This is a genomic window from Paenibacillus urinalis (assembly GCF_028747985.1).
Classification (GTDB): domain Bacteria; phylum Bacillota; class Bacilli; order Paenibacillales; family Paenibacillaceae; genus Paenibacillus; species Paenibacillus urinalis.
In genome coordinates, this window is sequence record NZ_CP118108.1 from 1,458,600 (window position 1) to 1,474,052 (window position 15,453).

21 protein-coding genes are annotated in these 15,453 nt (G+C 42.8%); 20 read left to right on the top strand and 1 reads right to left on the bottom strand.

The window, feature by feature from the left end; all coding sequences use genetic code 11:
• Window positions 1-19 precede the first annotated feature (19 nt).
• The 18 genes from PUW25_RS06590 to PUW25_RS06675 all read left to right on the top strand — a co-directional run bounded on the left by PUW25_RS06590 (window position 20) and on the right by PUW25_RS06675 (window position 13,017).
• Window positions 20-544, top strand: a complete 525-nt coding sequence (locus PUW25_RS06590) for a GNAT family N-acetyltransferase (RefSeq protein ID WP_274338557.1) — start codon at window positions 20-22, stop codon at window positions 542-544.
• A gap of 148 nt (window positions 545-692) precedes the next feature.
• Window positions 693-890, top strand: coding sequence for a hypothetical protein (locus tag PUW25_RS06595; RefSeq protein ID WP_205053867.1), 198 nt, complete (start codon window positions 693-695; stop codon window positions 888-890).
• A complete protein-coding gene (locus PUW25_RS06600; protein ID WP_205053645.1) occupies window positions 818-1,288 on the top strand; it encodes a YdcF family protein in 471 nt (156 codons plus the stop codon). The genes PUW25_RS06595 and PUW25_RS06600 overlap by 73 nt, the downstream gene beginning before the upstream one ends.
• A 146-nt stretch (window positions 1,289-1,434) precedes the next feature.
• Window positions 1,435-1,929, top strand: a complete 495-nt coding sequence (locus PUW25_RS06605; protein ID WP_274338558.1) for a GNAT family N-acetyltransferase — start codon at window positions 1,435-1,437, stop codon at window positions 1,927-1,929.
• Between the two features lie 28 nt (window positions 1,930-1,957).
• The gene (locus PUW25_RS06610; RefSeq protein WP_047912031.1) at window positions 1,958-2,503 is read left to right on the top strand and encodes a GrpB family protein; all 546 of its coding nucleotides are present in this window, start codon (window positions 1,958-1,960) and stop codon (window positions 2,501-2,503) included.
• A gap of 55 nt (window positions 2,504-2,558) precedes the next feature.
• Window positions 2,559-2,984 carry an NUDIX hydrolase gene (locus PUW25_RS06615; protein ID WP_047912030.1) on the top strand — a complete coding sequence of 142 codons (426 nt, stop codon included), beginning with the start codon at window positions 2,559-2,561 and terminating at the stop codon, window positions 2,982-2,984.
• A gap of 112 nt (window positions 2,985-3,096) precedes the next feature.
• Window positions 3,097-3,618: a VanZ family protein gene (locus PUW25_RS06620; protein WP_047912029.1), complete on the top strand. Its 522-nt coding sequence runs from the start codon at window positions 3,097-3,099 to the stop codon at window positions 3,616-3,618.
• Window positions 3,619-3,819: 201 nt separating this feature from the next.
• Entirely contained in the window at window positions 3,820-4,437 is a 618-nt protein-coding gene (locus tag PUW25_RS06625; RefSeq protein ID WP_047912028.1) for a zinc dependent phospholipase C family protein, read from the top strand.
• Window positions 4,438-4,504: 67 nt separating this feature from the next.
• Window positions 4,505-5,383, top strand: coding sequence for a class I SAM-dependent methyltransferase (locus PUW25_RS06630; RefSeq protein WP_047912027.1), 879 nt, complete (start codon window positions 4,505-4,507; stop codon window positions 5,381-5,383).
• A gap of 54 nt (window positions 5,384-5,437) precedes the next feature.
• Window positions 5,438-5,965 (top strand): DinB family protein, encoded by a 528-nt coding sequence (locus tag PUW25_RS06635; protein WP_081872481.1) that lies wholly within the window; start codon window positions 5,438-5,440, stop codon window positions 5,963-5,965.
• Window positions 5,966-6,005: 40 nt separating this feature from the next.
• The gene (locus PUW25_RS06640; protein ID WP_047912026.1) at window positions 6,006-6,587 is read left to right on the top strand and encodes an O-methyltransferase; all 582 of its coding nucleotides are present in this window, start codon (window positions 6,006-6,008) and stop codon (window positions 6,585-6,587) included.
• 77 nt (window positions 6,588-6,664) lie between these two features.
• Window positions 6,665-7,438, top strand: coding sequence for a class I SAM-dependent methyltransferase (locus tag PUW25_RS06645; RefSeq protein WP_047912025.1), 774 nt, complete (start codon window positions 6,665-6,667; stop codon window positions 7,436-7,438).
• 190 nt (window positions 7,439-7,628) lie between these two features.
• Entirely contained in the window at window positions 7,629-8,630 is a 1,002-nt protein-coding gene (locus tag PUW25_RS06650; RefSeq protein ID WP_047912024.1) for a phosphodiester glycosidase family protein, read from the top strand.
• A gap of 1 nt (window position 8,631) precedes the next feature.
• A complete protein-coding gene (locus tag PUW25_RS06655; RefSeq protein WP_274338559.1) occupies window positions 8,632-9,645 on the top strand; it encodes a GtrA family protein in 1,014 nt (337 codons plus the stop codon).
• A gap of 141 nt (window positions 9,646-9,786) precedes the next feature.
• The gene (locus PUW25_RS06660; protein WP_274338560.1) at window positions 9,787-10,152 is read left to right on the top strand and encodes a DUF4180 domain-containing protein; all 366 of its coding nucleotides are present in this window, start codon (window positions 9,787-9,789) and stop codon (window positions 10,150-10,152) included.
• Window positions 10,153-10,230: 78 nt separating this feature from the next.
• The gene (locus PUW25_RS06665) at window positions 10,231-10,779 is read left to right on the top strand and encodes a GNAT family N-acetyltransferase (protein WP_274338561.1); all 549 of its coding nucleotides are present in this window, start codon (window positions 10,231-10,233) and stop codon (window positions 10,777-10,779) included.
• A 382-nt stretch (window positions 10,780-11,161) separates the two neighbouring features.
• The gene (locus PUW25_RS06670) at window positions 11,162-12,133 is read left to right on the top strand and encodes an ROK family protein (protein WP_274338562.1); all 972 of its coding nucleotides are present in this window, start codon (window positions 11,162-11,164) and stop codon (window positions 12,131-12,133) included.
• Window positions 12,134-12,147: 14 nt separating this feature from the next.
• Window positions 12,148-13,017: a phosphotransferase family protein gene (locus PUW25_RS06675; RefSeq protein WP_274338563.1), complete on the top strand. Its 870-nt coding sequence runs from the start codon at window positions 12,148-12,150 to the stop codon at window positions 13,015-13,017.
• A 110-nt stretch (window positions 13,018-13,127) separates the two neighbouring features.
• On the opposite strand, the gene msrA is transcribed toward PUW25_RS06675, so the two are convergent.
• A complete protein-coding gene (gene msrA, locus PUW25_RS06680) occupies window positions 13,128-13,643 on the bottom strand; it encodes a peptide-methionine (S)-S-oxide reductase MsrA (RefSeq protein ID WP_047912017.1) in 516 nt (171 codons plus the stop codon).
• Window positions 13,644-13,838: 195 nt separating this feature from the next.
• On the opposite strand from msrA, the gene cysK reads away from it, so the two are divergent.
• Together cysK and PUW25_RS06690 are read left to right on the top strand one after the other, a co-directional pair.
• Entirely contained in the window at window positions 13,839-14,774 is a 936-nt protein-coding gene (cysK, locus tag PUW25_RS06685; RefSeq protein ID WP_274338564.1) for a cysteine synthase A, read from the top strand.
• Between the two features lie 27 nt (window positions 14,775-14,801).
• Window positions 14,802-15,437: a hypothetical protein gene (locus PUW25_RS06690; RefSeq protein ID WP_274338565.1), complete on the top strand. Its 636-nt coding sequence runs from the start codon at window positions 14,802-14,804 to the stop codon at window positions 15,435-15,437.
• Window positions 15,438-15,453: the final 16 nt, after the last annotated feature.

The following is a 15,453-nucleotide window of genomic DNA, read 5'->3' on the forward strand; positions in this document are numbered from 1 at the left end:
AAGGGAGAAATAAAGAGTTATGCAATCCTTTCGCTACTATTTAATGACAGAAGAATACGCTGCGTCCATTGCTGAATGGACATATGAAGAATCTTACTCTTTCTATAACATGGATGACAGCGAGGAGACGATCTCGGAGTTAATGAATGGTGAATATTATTACGTATTAAATAGTGATAATGAGTTGTTTGGATTTATTTGTATTGGAGAATCAGCCCGTGTATCGGGAGGTTATGAAATAGGAATTTACAATGATGATAAATGTTTAGACCTTGGGCTGGGATTAGCTCCTTCACGCACGGGGATGGGTAATGGTGCAAACTTCTTGGATGCTTCTATCAAGTTTATTATAGAGGAGTATCAAACATCTAACATTCAACTTGTCGTCGCTGCATTTAACGAACGGGCAATTAAAGTCTATGAACGGGTTGGATTTGTAAAGTCTCAATGTTTCAAAAGTCGAGTAGGAGAAGAAAAAATTGATTTTGTATTGATGAAATTAAAGGCAAACAATGAAGTGCCAGGCATACATAAGCGCATGTGAAATATGATATCAAGTTGAGTATGAATAATGGCAGGTAGCATCAAGGTATTTAGTATAAAATCGGAGGAAAATTATTTTTAATCCAATGCGCCGAGAAATTCAGGATCGTTAGGCCGAAGTTGACAATAACAATACGAGAGGTCGGGAAATGAAAATATCGGATATGTCTGTGGATCGTATCACATTGGATAATAAAGATTTACTCACCCGCATTCTATTCCGTGGAATTGAGGATGATGGCGAGAACGGCGATGTTATTTTTGTATTGGCAGTGTGTCGGCCAGTAAATATCGGGTTCCACATGCAGTTGAATTATATAATTCTGGACGTTCCGCAAAGATATTAATGTCTGGTGGAGCACTCGAGGTGCCCGAAGCCATATCCATGAAGAATAAAGCGATTGAGCTTGGGGTACCTGAACAAGATATTATCGTTGAGGCCCAGTCCAAGAACACGATAGATAATGTCCTGAAATCCAGAGAAGTACTGGATCAGTATTTCGGATTAAATAATATAAAACGAGTTCTCATCGTCACTACTTTTTATCATATCCGACGCTGCTACTTAACATTGAAGACCTATTTGCCTGAACATATTGAGTACTCATTATGTCCTGCTCAAGATAAGAGCACGAGACCTATGAACTGGTGGGAAAGTCAGCAAGGCACTCAAAGAGTAATGAAAGAAGTGGAAGGGCTTATCTATTACACGAAAAATGGTAAGATCCAAGATTTCGAAGTTTAAATCAACAAAAGTACGTATACAAAAACTGCGAGAGTAGGTGTGGAAATGATCTATCGGAGGAAGACGTATATTGTTGCTAATTCAACAGTAGACAGGGGAAAGACCATTTTAAAGACTTTATCATAGCTAAAAGGTGGTAACAAACGATGAATTATAGAATCAGACCCATTGAAGCAGAAGATGTTGCATTCTTATGGGATATGTTGTACGAATCACTGTTTGTTCCAGAAGGGCAGGAGCCGTTCAACAGAGAAATAATCAATGATCCACACCTTTCGAAGTATGTAGATGGCTGGGGACGGGATGGAGATTTTGGATTCATAGCAATGCATGAACAAGACAAGCCGGTTGGATCGATAACAGCTCGATACTATCATGAGAGTAATAAAGGCTTTGGATATGTCGATAATGACGTGCCGGAACTCGGAATGGCGATCTTAGCAGAATATAGAGGAATCGGAATTGGAAGCGCTTTGATGAATAAACTTTTTCAAGAAGCCAGGAAGAAGAACATTGAAAGAATCTCATTAAGTGTAGATCCACACAATGAAGCAGCAATGAAACTTTACCAGCGATTTTGCTTCAAAGAGACAGGTAAAGTAGGCACTTCCATAACCATGGTTGCAAATATAATTAAGTAATCTATACTCCAAGTTGGTGATCTTACGGATGAAGGAATCTGTAATTATAGAGCCTTATAATGATAACTGGCCCAAAATATATAATGAAATAAGATGTCAGATTGTAAGTCAATTGGGAAATACGATTCATAGGATAGATCATATAGGCTCTACAGCTGTAGTGGGATTAGCGGCTAAGCCTATTATTGATATACAAATATCAGTGCCCGCTCTGGACAATATCGAGGAAGTCAAATCTGGACTTCAAGAGATGGGTTTTCAACATCGTAAAGATAATCCTGATCTAACCAAGAGATATTTTAGAGAAAAAAGCGGCATGAGAAGGACTCATATTCACATACGCCAAAGTGGAAGTTGGTCAGAACAGCTGAATTTGCTGTTTAGAGATTATTTAAGAGAACATGAATATGCAAAAATGAAATACGCCGAGGTTAAATATGAACTCGCCAATCTGTATAAAGACGATAGAGATAAATATGTAGAAGGAAAAGCAGAAATCGTATGGGACATTTTAATGAATGCAAATCAATGGAGCCAGAAGGTGGGTTGGAAGCCGATTATAGAGGAGCTTTGAACCTAATTCACAGCAGTACATAGGATAACAAATTTCTAAATGAAGGAGTAGCGTCATGCACCCACCAAAGCATATCGTTTCGGCAGCTGCCGTTGTAGTCAATGATAATAACGAAATATTACTGATCAGAGGACCAAGAAGAGGCTGGGAAATGCCTGGAGGACAAGTAGAGATAGGAGAATCTTTGAGTCAGGCCGCAATACGAGAGACGAAGGAAGAATCAGGAATCGACATTGAAATTATTAATTTTTGCGGGATATTTCAGAATGTCGGGAACTCCATTTGTAATACATTATTTTTAGCAAAGCCCATCGGAGGCGAATTAACATGTTCACCGGAGAGCCTGGAATGTGGATTTTTCCCCATTGAAGAAGCGTTAGAGAAAGTACAATGGAAAGATTTTAGAAAAAGAATAGAGTATTGCTTGAAGCCCGAAACGCAGCCTTTTTGTATTGAATTTATGGATAATAACAATATTTGAACAATCCCCCCGCCTGACAATAATTTCAATATAGAGAATCAAACTTATTCGCAGCTTCAATCGTTATAGAGTTGATTCGTCAGTGAGATGATTGTCTAGAGAGGGAGAGAAAATGAAAACAACACAACGAGAACGAGACACAAAGCTAACTTGGTTGCTATTTGCAGTTTATATATTGCTGTTAACCTGGATTATCGTATTCAAAATGGCATTCTCAGCGCAGGATTTACCGGAGATCAGAAACATTAACCTTATTCCATTTGGTGAGTCGGTCATCGTTAACAATGAATTAGATATACAAGAGCTGCTATATAACATGATTGCTTTTGTTCCTGTTGGGATATATCTAAGCATGCTGACGAAGTGGTCATTTCTCAAAAGAGCAGCCACTATTGCAGCTATAAGTCTGGTATATGAACTGCTTCAATATTTGTTTGCCATTGGTGCAAGTGACATAACGGATCTAATCAACAATACGCTTGGTGGTGTTATTGGAATTGGGCTGTATCATTTACTGCTAAAGCTAGTCCGGACGAAGTTCAGAGCTGACAAGATTATTAACATCCTTGCGGCTGTTGGAACGATTGGCTTGATATTGTTTATGAGTTTGATTTTAATAGTGAATGGCTTTTAGAAGGATGAGGCTCTCGGGCCTAATTGAACCTTACAGGAACAATTAGAACTCGAGAGCCCTTGCTTTATAGGGATCACTTGTTGAATTAAAAGTTGTTTCAAGTAGATTTTGTTTGAACTAAATTTACAATTATTATATGATTTAGAATGCTGATGGAAATTTAAAGGGCTATAGAAATAACAGAAGAAGGTGAGGAAGCATATGGGTTCAAGGATCATGCACTTGATTATTGCCAATCGAATTGCAGAGAGCTTGTCCATTGAAGACCGGACGCTCTTCTTACTTGGAAGCGTGGCGCCTGATGCTGTGTCTCCGAAAGAATCATCCCATTTTTTCAAAGGCGAAGTACAGAATTATACAAGATTCATAGATTATAAAGGATTCTTACATAAATATAGCTCACAGGCGGAGCAACAGTATATATTAGGATATTTCACACATCTAATTGCGGATGATATCTGGCTCAGGGGATTTAACCTCTCATGGTTGAAAAACAGAATGGAAGCGGATCCAGATTTATACCCTATATATCATAAAGACTTTCAAACATTGAACGGGAAATTGTTAGAACACTATGGATTTACAAATATACTGAAGGAAATGCTCAGTGATGTTCCTGCCGTTATGGATTTGGAAGAAGTAACATCCAAGGACGTTGAGCACTTCCTCCCTTATGTACTAGGTGATATGGAATACGACAAAGACGAAGTCAACAAACAGCAGCTTCAAGTATTCACGATTGTTCAAATCTTGGGTTATATCGAAACATCGGTGGATATGGGACTGCTTCATTTAAAGCCAATGCTTGATGTGGTCTAATTTTAACCCCATAGAAAAATGCTGCGTGTTAAATATAATAAATAACAATGAGTAAAGGGGCAGTGCAATGTCCGAATATTATTGGGATACTCAAATCGAATACCTTAGAAATACGCGGTGGCTGTACTACAACGATGACTATCTAGAATTTCTGGTGCAAAAAGTGTGGAACATTCATAAGCCTGTAAATGTGGTCGATTACGGCTGCGGATATGGATACCTCGGTTTAAAGCTGCTGCCTTTATTGCCAGAAGGTTCGACCTATACCGGGATAGATAAAGGCCAGGATTTGATTAAGGAAGCAAAAGAATTATTCTCTCGCTTACCGTATACAACAGAATTTATCGTAGCTGACCTTGAAGAGCTGACTGTAAAAGGCAAGTATGATATTGCGATGAGTCACGCCTTTTTGTTACATATCGCTGAACCATCTATTATTCTTCAGAGGATGATCGATAGCGTAGTAGATTCGGGCAGGGTGATATGCTTTGAGCCTCATTGGATTTCAAATATGTCGAACTATTATTTCGAAGGGCAGGTACAATCCGATATCATACAGCTGGGGATACTTCAAAAGTTGTTTGAAGCAGACAGAAGAAGTAAGAGCAAAGACGGAAATATCGGCATGAGATTACCTGTACTTCTTAGCCAGCTAGGTTTACAGGACGTACAGTGCCGGGTCAGTGATCGGGTGAACTTTTTAGATCAGCATATGGATTTAGACATGAAGAATAAGCTTTTCGAAGCATTAAGTGCAGATGGATTAGGCCAAGATCCAGGTGATTACGAACAGGTTGAGATCAATCTGATAGAGAGAGGGTTGACAGCGGAAGAGGCAAGAAGGCAGTACGATGCTGAACGGTTATTCTCCAAACAATTTAATGATCAATCCTGGTTAACCTACGCACCCAACATGAAGATTTCCTTCGGGATTGTTAAGAGGTAGCAGTGTTGAACGCTGTGATCAGTAATAGGATAAAAAGATTTGGAGGGGCGAACGATGATGAATATGGATCAAATCTATCTAATCACCAGCATCCCTGGATATACTCCTCAGATCAGTCAGCTTATTTCCATGATGAATTATGTGAGATATACAACCTTAGAAGAAGTGAAGGGCTTATCGAAGGACCAGCTGGATTACCTGCTGGATACAGAGAGCAATTCCATAGGTGCTTTGTTATTACATGTTGCAGCTGTAGAATATGCGTATCAGGTCTCGACATATGAAAAAAGGTTTCTCAATGATGAGGAGCTATCCATTTGGGGTCCAGCACTTGAGTTAGGTTCGGCCGGGCAAGAACAGATCAGAGGGCATGAACTCACATTTTACCTTAACAAATTGGAAGAAGTAAGAAATAGAACACTCAATTATTTTAAGACCGTAAATGATGATTGGCTTCATCATGAGGAGCAATTCTGGTATGACAAACAAGCAAATTATTACTTTATGTGGTTCCACGTCTTTGAAGATGAAATCAATCATAGGGGACAAATCAGAATGATCAAAAAAAGAATGAAGGTATAACGATAAGTTAGCTACGCAGTTCATACAAGGAGGCTTATCCATGGACGAATTACAAGGTGTTCAGCGCCCGATGCATGCAGAACGAGTGAGTAAATGTGCTGCAGAATATGGCTTCACGGCATCGTGTGATGATCTAACAGGTAGCTTCCTTCGGATGTTAGCCGCAAATCGCAGGCAGAGCACCATTTTGGAATTAGGAACAGGTGTAGGTCACTCTACAGCTTGGCTTCTTGATGGAATGGATCAGGACAGCAGGCTGTATTCTGTTGAGATGGATGAGCAATGCTCGAATATTGCGAGGGAAGTGCTGGGGGATGATCCTCGGTTACATCTATTTGCTCAGGATGGCGGCGAATACATAGAACAACATAAATCCGAACAATATGATGTCATCTTCGCTGATACATGGCCAGGCAAGTTTTATCTGGTGGAAGAGGTGCTTGGTATGGTCAAGCCTGGAGGGCTGTATATCATTGATGATCTGAACCCGCAGCCGAATTGGCCTGAAGACCATGAGGATAAGGTATCCAAGCTAGTATCGTATCTGGAATCAAGAGAGGATTTCCATCTGTCTAAGCTCAATTGGTCAACAGGACTCATCTTGATGACGAAGAAGAGCTGACTAAGAGCAATCAATGACCTCGACCGATATCAAGCTATGTATAGTTAGAAGTTAATTCAGACTGGAGGCGGAGCAGTATGGAGAATAAAGAAACCTTCAATTATATCGTTAGTGAATACGAGAGGTTCAGACCCGCTTATCCCAAAGAAATGTTCGATGATATTGCTGATTATTGCAGCCTGAAACAAGACCAAAAGATCTTAGAAATCGGCTGTGGAACAGGCCAAGCGACTGGAGGCTTCTTGGATAAAGGCTTTACGGATATCACCTGTGTTGAGCTTGGTGACCAACTAGCACAGTTCACTGCAGAGAAATTCAAAGGGTATCCCTCAGTAAAAGTACTACATACCGCGTTTGAGGATTGGAATGGAGAGGGTTCACCTTTTGACCTCGCGATTTCGGGAACGGCCTTTCATTTCATTGAGCCTGAATTCGGATACCGGAGAGTGTGGGAGCTGCTTAAACATAACGGTTCAATGGCTTTCTTCTGGACGGTACATGTTCCGATGTACGATGACCTCCACCAGGAAATTCGTCTTCACTACCGCGAACTTGCTCCTCATTTGGATGACGCTGCGCTGCCTACTCCTGAGGAGATCATTGAAGACAGAAGAGTGATTACTGACAAGTCGGGGTTCTTTAACCATCTGCTTGTAAAAGAGTATAGGGAAATACATACACTCACCAGCTCCGCTTATGTATCCTTGCTGAATACAAACTCCAAGCACAGACAGCTTCCAAATCCCGTTAAAGATGAGTTGTTCCACCGTATTCAGGAGTCGGTTGACCGAGCAGGTGGTACAATTCATAAGGAGCATAGAGTTGCCTTATATTTAGCGGCAAAAGCTTAGCTGATTGTGAAAAGTATACAAGATGGTTTTTCTCTATTAAGGAGAGAAAGCCATCTTTTTTTTGCACTTCCGTATCTGAAGATCGAAGCGAGATTTATTCTAACCGTCAGTGCATTGGATCTTTGTTTCAGATTCATTTAAGCAACCCTTTATATACTCAGCCTTAGAATATATGTAAAGGGGACTTCTTATGAGAGCCGATCTGAAGCTTGGTCAAATACGGAAAAGAAAAGGGATGTTCATCTCCATAATGATTCTAATCATCGTGGGGGTTATATTATATGGACTTGCTGATCGCTATCTTATTGAGCACGTTGAGGTTGTGGTCACGGATGAGACAGCGGAGTCTAATCAAGCAGCTAGTACAGCCGAGTCTAATCAAGCAGCTAGTACAGCCGAGTCTAGCAATACCTCTGCATCCACTACTGAGGCGGAGTATGATGACTGGAATTATACGAGTGATGATATTCAGATTCAGATTGACCAGGTACAAACGGGTACGGGTGAGGACCAAATTACTTACTATGTTGCCGATGTGGTACTCAAAAATGCGGATCTCTTACGCACAGCATTCGCGAATGACAGCTTTGGAACGAATATTATCGAGAATACCTCGGATATTGCTTCAGGCAAAAATGCGATCTTCGCGATCAATGGAGACTACTATGGATTCCGAAGCGATGGAGTCATTATTCGCAATGGAACGCTCTATCGAGACAGCCCGGTGAGAGATGCGATGGTATTGTTTGCGGATGGCTCCATGCAGACGTATAACGAGACCGAAGTTTCTTCCTCTGAGCTGCTGGCTGACAGGGCAGTCCATACGCTCTCCTTTGGACCGATTCTCATACAGGACGGTGAGATCACGGGAGATTTTAGTCATGTCAAGATTGACAGCAATTTCGGCAACCGTTCCATTCAGGCTGCGAACCCGCGGACAGCGATCGGTATGATTGAACCGAATCATTATGTTTTTGTCGTGGTGGATGGGCGAAATAAAGGCTACAGTCGCGGAATGACGCTGGACGAGCTTGCACAGCTAATGGATAACCTCGGTGCAACAGAGGCTTATAATCTGGACGGCGGCGGCTCCTCTACGATGGTATTCATGGGCAGGGTCGTGAACAATCCTCAAGGTAAAAATGAAGAACGCGGGGTCAGCGATATCCTGTATGTAGCGGAGGGAGAATGAGATGACCATTCTAATTCCAGCCTATGAACCGGATGACCGCTTGCTTGATTTAATTATTCAGCTTCTAAGCTGTGAGCTGGGCCCAATTGTCGTTATCGACGATGGCAGTGGTCCGGCATACAGTAAGATTTTTACATTGGTAGAATCCCTAAGGTGTACCGTCCTCACGCATGAGACCAATCTGGGTAAAGGACGCGCATTAAAAACAGGCTTTGCGCATATTCAGAGAGCCGGACTCCCGGGCCCCATCATTACGGCCGACAGTGACGGTCAGCATCTTCCACATGATATACAGCGGATATATGAAGCCGTGCAGAAGCAGACAGTACCTGGCATGGTGCTCGGCAGCCGGCGCTTCAGCGGCAAGGTACCTCTCCGAAGCCGGTTCGGGAATACGGTCACGAGAGCTGTTTTTAAACTGACGACAGGAAATAAAGTATACGATACACAGACGGGACTGCGCGGATTTCCCTTATCCATGCTGAGCTGGCTCTCAGATCTCCCTGGCGAGCGATTCGAATATGAGATGAACATGCTGCTGACCGCGAACACAGCAGGCTATCCTATTACAGAGGAATATATAGATACGGTTTATTTGGATGAGAATAAATCTTCTCACTTTCGTCCTGTTGCCGATTCGCTGCGGATCTATTATCCGATTCTGCTGTTCAGCACTTCGTCGCTGATCTCTGCACTTCTTGATTTTGCGTTATTGTTCATCGTTCATTATTTCAGCAGCAGTCTATTATTATCGGTGGTCGTTGCAAGGCTGTGCAGCTCTGTATTCAACTATTCTATGAATCGAAGATATGTGTTCACGGGAGGCCATACGAAGAGAGTTTATCAATCCTTTCCCAAGTACTTTGCACTTGTCCTGCTCATATTGCTGCTGAATTATGGACTATTGTACTTTTACAATGAGAAATTAATCATTCCGCTGCTTGCTGCGAAGATACTGACGGAGGCATCCATCTTTGTGTTCAGCTACTGGGCACAGCGCAGGTTCGTCTATTAATTAACCGACTAGCTTAAATGCTTGAGGGGGATTGGTTGTGGAAAATGGATATTCCGTGTTTAATGAGAATGTGGGGATAAGCGTGCTGCTGGTCCTTTAAGCGCATAGGAATTTGTCCTATTGAAGTCGGGAGGAATAAAGATGGAAATATCGACTGTTCAGCACAATGGAGTTGAGATTGCAGTTGTACGTGATATGGATGTATTAATTGAAGATGTTCAATCTGCCTTGGATCTTATGGCAACGGTGAAGTATGAGACGGGCTCCAGCCGGATTGTCCTGCATAAATCAGCAATAGCGGAGCCGTTTTTTGATCTGAAGACGAAGCTGGCTGGTGAGATCATGCAGAAATTTGTAAATTACCAGACGAATATCGCGATCGTGGGGGATTATTCAATCTATGAGAGCAAGAGTCTGAAGGACTTTATATATGAGAGCAATAAGGGCCGACATATCTTTTTCCTGGATAATGAGGAGCAGGCGGTGGAGAAATTAAGCAGGGTATAACATGCCACGCCAAAAAGATAGACTGCCAAGTGCAATTCATAATCGCAGATCTGAAATGTGGAGGAAGGGAGCAATGTCTTGAGCAAAGTACAGGTCATACCGGCGGGTTCGGCTGATGTTGAGAGGGTTAATTATATTTTTGAGAAGACCATACCGGATACGTTTGAAAAAGAAGGCATCGCCCATCTGGAAGAGGATCTTTCCGGGGAAATTGAACTTAAGAAAAAGCTCCTGCAGAAGGCGCTTCAATCGGATGCTGCAGGTACTCTTTTTCTCGCAGCGATGCAGGATGATATGGTCGTAGGCACCATCTCGTATTCGCCTTGTGGAGAGGATATTAAAGTGTGCACCGAGCATGCACTGGATCATGTGGGTGAGCTCGGCAGTTTATATGTACTCCCCAGTTATCAGGGGCAGGGTATAGGCTCTGCATTGATCAAGGCGCTGCTGACTCTACTGAATGAACAGGGAGTCGAACAGTTTTGCCTGGACAGCGGCTATAAGCTGGCACAGCAGAAGTGGCTGCGCAAATTCGGCAAGCCTTATGTTACCGTACGGGATTATTGGGGACCAGGCTCCGTGCACATGGTATGGCTGTGTCAGGTGAACGATTTTATCGACAAGTAGTCTTAATCGAAGCAGGTGATGACATGTTGTTGGCATTATTGTTTATTTGTTCTATTTTATCTCTACTTTTTATTTTCAAATCGGAAGATGGACAGTATTGGTCTAAGCTAGCTCTTTTTGTGTTTGGGTATTCCTTGATCCTGAGTGTTTTTTTGCTGAACGACACTTGGAGCGGAGGACTTAGTTTTATATTGGAGCTTCTTCCAGCAAGCACTTATAATGAGAACGTAGAGCTTCTAATGGGTATATCAATAATTTCTCTCTTATGTTATTTTGGATTCAAAGCTTATAGAAAATAATGAAGCTTATGCAAAAAGGAGGTCCGATAGGGATCTCTTTTTTATAGGTTAAAAAATAATAAAGTAAGTGTAGGAGCAGACAGATGAGCAAATATTTATTCGGTGTTGATCTCGGCGGAACCAATACGAAAGCAGCGATTTACACGAAACAATTTGAGACAGTAATAGAGCTGAGCGTGGCGACGGAAGCTGCAAAAGGGCCAGCTTATGTATTATCCAATATCGCAGAAACGGTGCAAAAACTGCTCGCTTCCGTAAATTTGTCGCAGGAGGATATTGAGGTTATGGGAATGGGAATTCCAGGACTACTGGATCCTCAAGCAGGGTTCTCTATTTTTTCGCCGAATTTTCCAGATTGGGAAAACATCCCGGTTGTGGATCGTATGAAGGAGCATTTCAATTTTCCTGTCTTTATTGATAATGATGTACGTGTAAATCTATATGGAGAATGGCGTCATGGGGCAGGAGCAGGCTACCAGAACATTTTCTTGATTACACTGGGTACAGGGCTTGGATCCGGGATTGTCTGCGGTGGACAGGTTCTCTATGGCACGACCTCCAGCGCAGGTGAGATTGGACACATGAATATGTATAGAGAAGGACGTCCTTGCAAATGCGGCAGCTCAGGGTGTCTTGGCAGATATGCTTCGGCAGTCGGGATGGTGAATACGCTGCTTGAGAAGCTGGCTGCTGGTCAGCAGAGTATGATTCAGGACTGGGTACAGGGGGATTATACCCACATCACAGCCAAGATGATCTCAGATGCTTACGATCTGGAGGATCAGACCGCCAGGGAAGTAATGCAGGAGACAGGTGAAATTCTCGGGTTCGGTTTAGCTAACGTCATTAATCTATTTAATCCCGAGATTGTTATTGTTGGAGGAGGTATGTCTGCAGCAGGAGAGCGTTTGCTGGGGACGGTGAGAGAAACGGTTCATCGTCATGCGTTGAAGCTGTCGAGAGAAGCCTGCAGGATTGAACAAGCCCAGCTTGGTGGAAGAGCAGGAACGATTGGAGCAGCAGCGTATGCATTAGATAGATTACAACACGGATAAAAAGGAGTATTGCGATGAGTCATTATCTGCTCGATATTCGTTGGGAGGAAAAAAACGAACTGGTAGATGTTCTGCTTATGCCAGGCGGCTCTCCCGAGATGACGGCGTTAGAAGCGGGTCTTGAAGCCGAAGTCTTCCAGATCGTGCCCGATGAAGAGGAAAACAGCCTTGTGCTCAAAATATGGAATCGCGATTCCAGACCGGATATCCGGCGTCAATATAAACTGCTTGAGCTTCTGCATAGCTATGGGATGCCCGTGTCCAGGCCGCTTGGCTGGGGTTATGATCTGAACGGCAATCAGGTTCTGCTCACTCCTTATGATGGAGCACCGGTTACCCGATTGGGTGCAGCGGTTGTTCGTAAGCTCGCCAAAATGTTGACCGATATACATAAGCTGCCGGTAGATAAGGAGTTTGGCGACTTGTTGCCGGAATACGATTTTATGTCCTATTTCTATCCGGCAATCGATCAGCATGAGGATATCAAGCGGCTGCTGATGCCGCTGCTGGAGCGTGCAAATCTCAATCATCACAGTGTGATTCACGGTGATTTTAATCTCGGCAATGTTTTGGAGCAGGAAGGACAATACAAGATTATCGATTGGACCAATGGGCAACTGGGGGATGCAAGGTATGATATCGCCTGGTCTGTCATTGTTATGCGGATATTTGCAGGTGATAGAAATGCAGCCGTGTATCGAGCCGCATGTTTATCTGCAACCGCTTATACGGATGAAGAGCTGGAGCTGTTTGAAGCGATTGCGACACTCAGAGGAGTGCTGCTCAGCAGAGGGAGCGATCTTTTAAAAGGAAAGGACATGTTGAAGCGGGTCAGAAACATACTAAATGAAAACAAGTACCTGACAGCGGATGTTATTGTGTGATATAAGCAACTATGATAAAGAGAGCCAAAATCTGTAAGAGTTTAACGAATTGTTAACCTAGCTTTACAGTGTCTGGCTCTCTTTTTGAAGTTTATAATATCAGAGATTTTCTACTTCCAATTTTCCGCAATAAATTCATCACGGCCTGATTTCTCACGGTCTTCCTTATAATGCTTCTGATTCTTCTTATGGAAGTCCTGATGATATTCTTCCGCAGGGTAGAATGTAGCCGCTGGCAGGATCTCAGTGACAATCGGTTTATCAAACCGCCCGCTTTCTGCTACCTCTTTTTTGGAAGCCAGAGCAAGCTCTCGCTGATGCTCATTATGATAAAAAACTGCTGTCTTGTACTGACTGCCGCGATCTTGGAATTGCCCGCCTTCGTCGGTCGGATCGATTTGTGGCCAGAACAACTCCAGCAGCTTCTCGTATGGAAACAGCTCTGGATCAAAAGTAATTTCGACGACTTCATAGTGACCTGTCGTTCCGGTCTTGACCTGTTCATATGTGGGATTCTCTACAGTACCCCCTGTGTAACCTGATACGATACCGTGGATGCCAGGCAGCTCCTCAAATGGAGTAACCATGCACCAGAAGCATCCGCCTGCAAATGTCGCTTTTTCCATGTGTCCAACCTCTTTCAGTAAGTCTACTAATGTATAGTTGTCCTTCAGTATACCAAAATTCCTTCCGCTGGGGACAGATATGTTCGCAATTCTAATTCATTATTCAAGTAGGTGTTTGTATTTATTTTCCATCTATGTTAGCTTTTTAGTATAACCAACCTCGTTGGTTGGTATTATCTAGCTGGAGGGATGAACTTGAGCCGTATCGCCAAAAACCTTACCGAGCTTATCGGAAATACACCTCTCTTAGAATTAAGTCATTTTTCAAAAGTCCAACAAATTGAATCTACTATGTATGCCAAGCTAGAGTACTTTAATCCAGCAGGAAGTGTCAAAGATAGAATTGGCTATGCCATGATTAAAGATTCGGAGGAACGCGGGCTTATTACACAGGATTCAATTCTTATCGAACCGACCAGCGGCAATACTGGTGTGGGATTGGCATTTGCTGCAGCTGCCCTAGGATATAAATTGATAATTACGCTTCCGGAGAGCTTTAGTATAGAGCGTCGTAAGCTGCTTACTGCATTAGGAGCTGAATTAGTACTTACACCGGCACAAGAGGGAATGGCTGGAGCAATCAAGAAGGCCGAGGAACTAGCTGCAGAAACACCTGGCTCCTATATACCTCAGCAATTCAAGAACCCAGCTAATCCAGCAATACATAAACAGACGACAGCTGAAGAAATATGGAGAGATACAGAAGGCAACATTGATATCTTCGTTGCGGGTGTAGGTACTGGAGGTACCATCTCCGGGGTTGGTGAATTTCTGAAGAATAAGAACAAGAGCATTCAGGTCGTTGCTGTGGAGCCTTATGATTCTTCAGTGCTGTCAGGCGGCAAAAAGGGACTGCATTCCATACAAGGCATTGGTGCCGGATTTATTCCAGACAACTTTAACCGATCTGTCATTGATGAGATTGTCACGGTTAGAAATGATGAAGCGATGCAAGTTTCTAGGCTGCTAGCTAGAAGTGAAGGGCTTCTTGTCGGTATTTCCTCTGGGGCAGCAGTGTCTGCTGCATTAACCCTTGCAAAGAGGCCTGAGAATAAAGGGAAGGCGATAGTCGTCATTCTCCCTGATACAGGTGAGAGATATTTATCTACCGCCTTATATCCAGATGTATAACACACTAAAATGAAAGGGGCTGCCTTCATGAGACCCGTTGTTGGAATCCTGGGAACGATTCATAATGAGAGCCTGAGAGAGCAGTATCATTGTTCTCTTGATCTATATCGAGAAGTGATCCATCGCTTTGAGCCTGACCTGATCTGCGGTGAAGTTCATCCTGACAGTTGGCAGAAGTATTTGAATAATAAGCATGAGCAGGGCTACTGGGGTGAGCCAGCGAGTGAGTACTGGGAGCTAATCTTTCCTTATTGTGAGAAGCATGGGGTAGAGTTTGTCCCTATTGACTGGTTTGAGCTGGATGTATGGAATGATTTTGATCCTTTTGTGCCTTTTCCAGAAGAGAAACGTCAAGAGCTTGAGAATCAGGATGATGAATGGTTCCAAATGCAGATGGATACTTGGTCATATGGCAATATTCCATTTAACTCCGCAGAATTTGATCAAGTAACGAAGCTAAAATATGAATGGATGTATGAAGTTAATCCGGCAGCAGTGAATTTTAGATGGATTGTCAGGAATCAGATTATGATTCAGCGGGCAAAGAATGCGATCAAGGCGAATTTGCAACGAAAAATACTATGTGTCGTTGGCGCAGACCATAATTATCTTTTTCATGAAGGGCTGAAGAGTGAACAGATTCTTCTTCAATATCCGCTATAGGTCGGAGAGTAGAAAA